The organism is Burkholderia sp. Ac-20349 (assembly GCF_017104865.1).
GTDB lineage: Bacteria > Pseudomonadota > Gammaproteobacteria > Burkholderiales > Burkholderiaceae > Burkholderia > Burkholderia aenigmatica.
On sequence record NZ_JAAGPM010000249.1, the window covers coordinates 1 to 5,942 of the forward strand.

Consider the following 5,942-nt stretch of genomic DNA (forward strand, 5'->3'; position numbering starts at 1 on the left):
TGAGCGCGGCGCCGACGGCCTGATGCAGCAGGCGCCGCACGACGGCGAGGTTGTCCGATTCGACGCGGATCGACAGCAGCACGAGTTCGTCGGCAGGGTACCGGCGCCGCGAACGAACGGGCGGCAGCGGACGGACGGGCGAACCGGAACGGAGCGGAAGGACGGTTGCGGCATGACTGGCGACATCGGGAAGATCGTGGCCGGACGTCGTGGTCGGGCCGTCAAACATCATATGAATGGCGGCCGGGACGCGGGTCCGGGCCGGTGGTCGGGCACGCTCATTTTAGGGCCGCGGCACCGCGTGTTCGGGGCGGGCGCGAACGGGTTTTGTAACCGATTGTATGGCGCAGGACGAACGGTTTCGCGGGGTCGGTCCATTTCCATCCAAAGCGGCTCAAGCGTCTGGTGCATTCGGGTCCCGAGACGGGCCGCGGCGCCGGCTCGCCAGTCTGTAACCATTGGCGGTATACGGCCCGATACCCGTTCGTCTAGAATCCGCGTAACTTTTACAAACGATCCCCAAATAAAGCAGGCGGGGAAGCCGGCAGACGCCGGAGGGACGGAGATTCGCACGCGCCGGGCGTGCATGGCGATTGCCGTTTCCGGGCACCTTCCGCTGCCACGGGCCGCCTGCCCGCACGCATGATGAACGCACTGGAACAAGAGCTCGCCACGCTGATCATCGGCGAACTGAATCTCGAAGACGTCCCGCTCGAAACAGTGACGGCCGAGACCCCGCTGTATGGCGAGGGTTTCGGGCTCGACTCCATCGACATCCTGGAAATCGCACTGCTGATCTCGAAGAAATACGGCTTCGAGCTGCGTTCGGACAATCCGGACAACCAGAAGATCTTTGCGACGCTCGGTGCCCTGGCTGCATACGTGGCCGCGCACCGCACGAAGTGACGGCGTCGCGCACGGGCGCGACGCGCAGATGATGACGGCACGCGGCGGCAATCGGCAGACGATACGCGGCCGCGTCGATCGAGGTGGAACGCGATGAACGGAGCAATTCGATGCGGGCGCTCGTGACGGGCGGCAGCGGCGCACTCGGGCAGGCGATCTGCACGGCGCTCGCGCAGGCCGGCCATGAAGTGTGGGTGCATGCGAACCGCCATCTCGCGCAGGCGGAGGCGGTCGTGCAGCAGATCGTCGCGGCCGGCGGCACCGCGCACGCGATCGCGTTCGACGTGACCGACGCCGATGCAACGCTCGCCGCGCTGAAGCCGTTCATCGACGATGCGCCGGTGCAGATTCTCGTCAACAACGCGGGCATTCACGACGACGCGCCGATGGCCGGCATGTCGCACCGGCAGTGGCACAGCGTGATCGACGTGACGCTCAACGGCTTCTTCAACGTCACGCAGCCGCTGCTGTTGCCGATGATCCGCACGCGGCGCGGCCGCATTGTCAACATCGCGTCGGTGGCCGGCGTGACCGGCAATCGCGGGCAGGTCAATTACGCGGCCGCGAAGGCGGGGCTGATCGGCGCGACGAAGTCGCTGTCGCTGGAGCTCGCGTCGCGCGGCATCACCGTGAACGCGGTGGCGCCCGGCATCATCGAATCGCCGATGGCCGAACAGGCGTTTCCCGCCGAACGCATCAAACAGCTCGTACCCGCGCAGCGCGCGGGGCGGCCCGACGAAGTCGCGGCGATGGTCGCGTACCTGGTGTCCGACGCCGCGGCCTATGTGACGGGGCAGGTGCTGTCCGTCAACGGCGGGCTGGCCTGACGAAGCGCGCAGCGTCGGCGTGACGTAACGCAACGCGGCGCAGCCGCGAGGTTGCGCGGCTTGCGCCGCCTAGTGAGGAAATCGAAGTGTCCGTGCATCCAGTCGACGCCGAACGGCGTCCGTGTTCCCTGTCGTCCGCCGCCGCGCCCGTTGCGCGCGGGCAGACGGCGGCCGGGCCGGCCGCATCGCGATCGGGCGCGCCGCTCGCGCACGACGGCGACCGCGCGCTGCGGCTCGTCCGGATGAGCCATGCGCGGCTCGCCGCGTTGCTGGACGATGCGCGTGGTCGTGGCGACGGATTCGAGTGCGCGTTGCCTGGCGCATTGGGTGCGGTGTGCATCGGCGCTGCCGGCCTGCAGGACGAATCGCACGCGGACGCGGCGGCACGGATGCTGGCCGATGTCGTGCCCGACCTGCCGGTCGCGCCGGTGCCGATGACGCTGCTCGGCGCCGGCATCGCGCCGGACGACGCCGTCTGCGAAATCTGGCAATGCGATGCGCGTGACCTGCGCAGCGAACGGCGCGGCGCGCTGCACTATCGGTACAGCGAGACGGCGGGCCTCGTGTTCGGCAGCATCGTCGTGCACGAGACGAGCGAAACGCACGAAACGCACGAAACGCACGAAACGCACGAAACGCACGACGGCAGCACGCCGCTCGAACGCGCGACGCATGCTGCGTACCGTGCGCTGTTCGACGTGCTCGATTCCCTCCGCATGCCGCATCCGCTGCGCATCTGGAATACCGTGCCGGCGATCAACGCGGTGCAGTTCGGGATCGAGCGCTATCGTCAGTTCAATATCGGCCGCCAGCACGCGTTCGACGCGTGCCGCCGCGCGCTGACGGGCGGCGTGCCGGCCGCATGTGCGCTCGGTTCGGTCGTGCCGGTCGCGGGTGACGCATCGCCGGCCGCGCCGCTCGCGATCCATTTCCTCGCGAGCCGCACGCCGGCCGATCCGGTCGAGAACCCGCGTCAGGTCAGCGCATATCACTATCCGGCGCAGTACGGCCCGCGTGCGCCGACGTTCGCGCGCGCCGCCGCCTGGACGGCAGGCGACGCCGCGCCGGTGCTGTTCGTGTCGGGCACCGCGAGCATCGTCGGGCACCGCACCGTGCATCACGGCGACGTCGTCGCGCAAACGCGCGAGACGGTCGCGAACCTCACAGCCGTGCTCGAGCAGGCCGCGCGCCAGGGGCACGGCCCGTTCTCGCTCGCCGACCTGAGCTATCGCGTCTACGTGCGCGACGCCGGCGACGCCGCGGCGCTGGCCGCGATCGAGCGCGTGCTGCGCGAGGCGGTCGGCCCCGGCGTGCGGCCGCTGATTGTCCATGCGGACGTGTGCCGCGACGACCTGCTGGTCGAGATCGAGGCCAGCGCGGGTCATCAGGAGGCGTGGCTGTCATGAAGCGAGAAAACCTCACGATCGAGCAACCGGCCCCGCACGCGGGCGACGTCGACGAAGCCTGCCGACGGTCGCCGGCAAGTCATAAACTTTTGTCAGGATCCCTGTCTTCGCAATCGGCTGTTTCCATGTCCAAGCTGCACGCCTCGTCCACCCATCTCGTCCTGATTCCGAGCTACAACCCGGGCGCCAAGGTCGACACGACCGTGCGCAATGCCCGCGCGCAGTGGAATCCGGTGTGGGTCGTCGTCGACGGCAGCACCGACGGCAGCGCCGAACGGCTGCAGGCCATGGCCGAGCGCGACCCGGGGCTGCGCGTGATCGTGCTGCCCGAGAACCGCGGCAAGGGCGCCGCGGTGCTGGCCGGGCTCGACGCGGCGGCCGCGAGCGGCTTCACGCATGTGTTGACGATGGATTCCGACGGCCAGCATCCGGCCGACCTGATTCCCGCGTTCATGACCGCGTCGCAGGCCGCGCCCGACGCGATGGTGCTGGGCGTGCCGAAGTTCGACGCGAGCGCGCCGCAGTTGCGTGTGCAGGGGCGCCGGCTGTCGAACGCATGGGCCGACCTCGAGACGCTGTGGGCCGGGATCGGCGATTCGCTGTACGGGTTTCGCGTGTATCCGGTCGCGCCGCTTGCCGCGATCATGCGCCGCCAGCCGTGGATGCGCGGCTTCGACTTCGATCCCGAGGCGGCCGTGCGGCTGTGCTGGGCCGGCGTGCGGCCGATCCGCATCGACGCGCCGGTGCGCTATTTCGGCCGGCACGAGGGCGGCGTCTCGCATTTCCATTACGGCCGCGACAACGCGCTGCTCGCGTGGATGCACCTGCGCCTGTTCACCGGCTTCGCGGTGCGGCTGCCGATGCTGGTGGCGCGGCGGCTGATGCGTCGTCGCGACCAGACGGCCTGAACAGCCCCGGTTTCCCTGCCGATCGTCGCCCGGGCGCGGCGATTGCACCGTTTTTCGTTGTCAATTCCGCGCCGGAATGCTGCTTCGTTCCAGTCCGATGAGTAATGAACGTGTCATCGGATGTAAACATCTGGTAATTTTCTGCCGGATTATGCAAAATCGCCGCTCCCAAATACAACTATCGAGGGATCCGGGATGCAACTCAAGAAAGCGGTGGCAGCGTGTGGCGTGGCGTTTCTGTTGAGCGCGTGTGGCGGGATTCAGAACCTTGACGCGAACAGCCTGACGTCGGCGGGGACGAGCCTGTACAAGGCAGCGACGCTGTCGGATGCCGACATCGCCGCACTGTCGAACGACTCGTGCAAGGCGAGCGATGCCGAATCGAAGGTCGCGCCGGCGAACAGCGCGTACTCGAAGCGCCTGACGAATGTGATGAAGGGCTTCGGCAACATGACGCTGAACAACCAGAAGATCAACTACAAGGTCTACATGACCAAGGACATCAACGCGTGGGCGATGGGCAACGGCTGCGTGCGCGTGTACAGCGGCCTGATGGACTTGATGACCGACGACGAGCTGCGTGGCGTGATCGGCCATGAAATGGGCCACGTCGCCCTCGGCCACTCGAAGAAGGCGATGCAGACGGCCTACGCGGTCAGCGCGGCGCGCACCGCGGCCGGCGCGGCTTCGCCGGGCGTGGCGGCACTGACGAGCTCGCAGCTCGGCGACATCACCGAGAAGTTCATCAACGCGCAGTTCTCGCAGTCGCAGGAAAGCGCGGCCGACGACTACTCGTTCGACCTGCTCAAGCAGAAGGGCATGAACCAGAAGGGTCTGGTCACGTCGTTCCAGAAGCTCGCGAAGCTGGACGGCGGCAAGAGCTCGATGATGGATTCGCACCCGTCGTCGGCGAGCCGCGCGCAGCACATCGAGGATCGCATCGCGAAGGGCAGCTGATCGCGCAACGGGTCGCCTGCCGAAGCGGGCGATCCAGCGCGAAATGAAAAACCCCACGCTTTTCCCGGTGTGGGGTTTTGTTTTGGGGGCGCGCGCCGCTTACGGCACCATGCCCGGCAGCAGGTACGCCTGCGTGAGCGTGATCAACCCGACGATCACCGCGAACAGCAGGCTGTGCCGCACCGTGAAGCGGAACAGCTCCGACTCCTTGCCGACGAGGCCCGTCGCCGCGCAGGCGACCGCGATCGACTGCGGCGAGATCATCTTCGCGGTCACGCCACCCGTCGTGTTCGCGGCCACCGCGAGCGTCTCGGGTACGCCGAGCTGATGGGCCGTGGCCTGCTGCAGCGAGCAGAACAGCGCATTCGACGACGTGTCCGAGCCCGTCAGGAACACGCCGAGCCAGCCGAGGAACGGCGAGAAGAACGGGAACGCGGCGCCGGTCGCGGTCAGCATCAGCGCGAGCGTCGACGACATCCCCGAATAGTTCGCGACGAATGCGAACGCGAGCACGAGGCCGATCGACAGGATCGGGCGCGTCAGCTCCTTCAGCGTCTCGCCGAACGTGACGAGCGCGTCGCGCGGCTTCATCCGCAGCAGCGCCATCGAGATCAGCGCGGTCACGAGGATCGCGCTACCCACCGCCGACACGAGATCGATCTTCAGCACCGCCTCGAGCGCCTTCGGTGTCGCGGCGATCGGCGCGGTCTTCACGACGAGCTGGTCGAGCCCTGCGACATGGAACTTCAACACGGTCGACGCGAGCGCGCCGTGCGCGGCGAACAGCGCCTTGAACGGCGCGATGCTCCATACGGTGACGACGGCCGTCAGGATCAGGAACGGCGACCACGCGCGCACGGTCTGCGCGAGCGTGTACGGCGACGCCTGCCGGCTCGTGCCGGAGCCGTTGCCGTTGCGGGCGCCCGCGCCGCCGAAGC

General features: G+C 68.0%; 6 protein-coding genes and 1 pseudogene. 5 read left to right on the plus strand and 2 right to left on the minus strand.

What is annotated here, in order from left to right:
• A pseudogene (locus G3N61_RS37600) lies at nucleotides 1-232 on the minus strand (hypothetical protein); the annotation flags it as partial.
• 413 nt (nucleotides 233-645) lie between these two features.
• Between G3N61_RS37600 and G3N61_RS37605 the strand changes: the two are divergent.
• The 5 genes from G3N61_RS37605 (at nucleotide 646) to G3N61_RS37625 (ending at nucleotide 5,004) form a co-directional block, all read left to right on the plus strand.
• Complete coding sequence (locus tag G3N61_RS37605; RefSeq protein ID WP_043187455.1) at nucleotides 646-906, plus strand: phosphopantetheine-binding protein; 261 nt, start codon at nucleotides 646-648, stop codon at nucleotides 904-906.
• 110 nt (nucleotides 907-1,016) lie between these two features.
• The gene (fabG, locus tag G3N61_RS37610; protein ID WP_205824952.1) at nucleotides 1,017-1,733 is read left to right on the plus strand and encodes a 3-oxoacyl-ACP reductase FabG; all 717 of its coding nucleotides are present in this window, start codon (nucleotides 1,017-1,019) and stop codon (nucleotides 1,731-1,733) included.
• Between the two features lie 86 nt (nucleotides 1,734-1,819).
• Complete coding sequence (locus tag G3N61_RS37615) at nucleotides 1,820-3,139, plus strand: endoribonuclease L-PSP (RefSeq protein WP_205824954.1); 1,320 nt, start codon at nucleotides 1,820-1,822, stop codon at nucleotides 3,137-3,139.
• A 125-nt stretch (nucleotides 3,140-3,264) separates the two neighbouring features.
• Nucleotides 3,265-4,047 carry a glycosyltransferase family 2 protein gene (locus G3N61_RS37620; RefSeq protein WP_089451265.1) on the plus strand — a complete coding sequence of 261 codons (783 nt, stop codon included), beginning with the start codon at nucleotides 3,265-3,267 and terminating at the stop codon, nucleotides 4,045-4,047.
• A 195-nt stretch (nucleotides 4,048-4,242) separates the two neighbouring features.
• On the plus strand, nucleotides 4,243-5,004 hold the full coding sequence (locus tag G3N61_RS37625) for a M48 family metallopeptidase (RefSeq protein WP_043190526.1): 762 nt from the start codon (nucleotides 4,243-4,245) through the stop codon (nucleotides 5,002-5,004).
• A gap of 99 nt (nucleotides 5,005-5,103) precedes the next feature.
• On the opposite strand, the gene G3N61_RS37630 is transcribed toward G3N61_RS37625, so the two are convergent.
• Nucleotides 5,104-5,942 (minus strand): L-lactate permease (locus G3N61_RS37630; protein WP_205824956.1); only part of this gene is annotated, 839 nt, incomplete at its 5' end.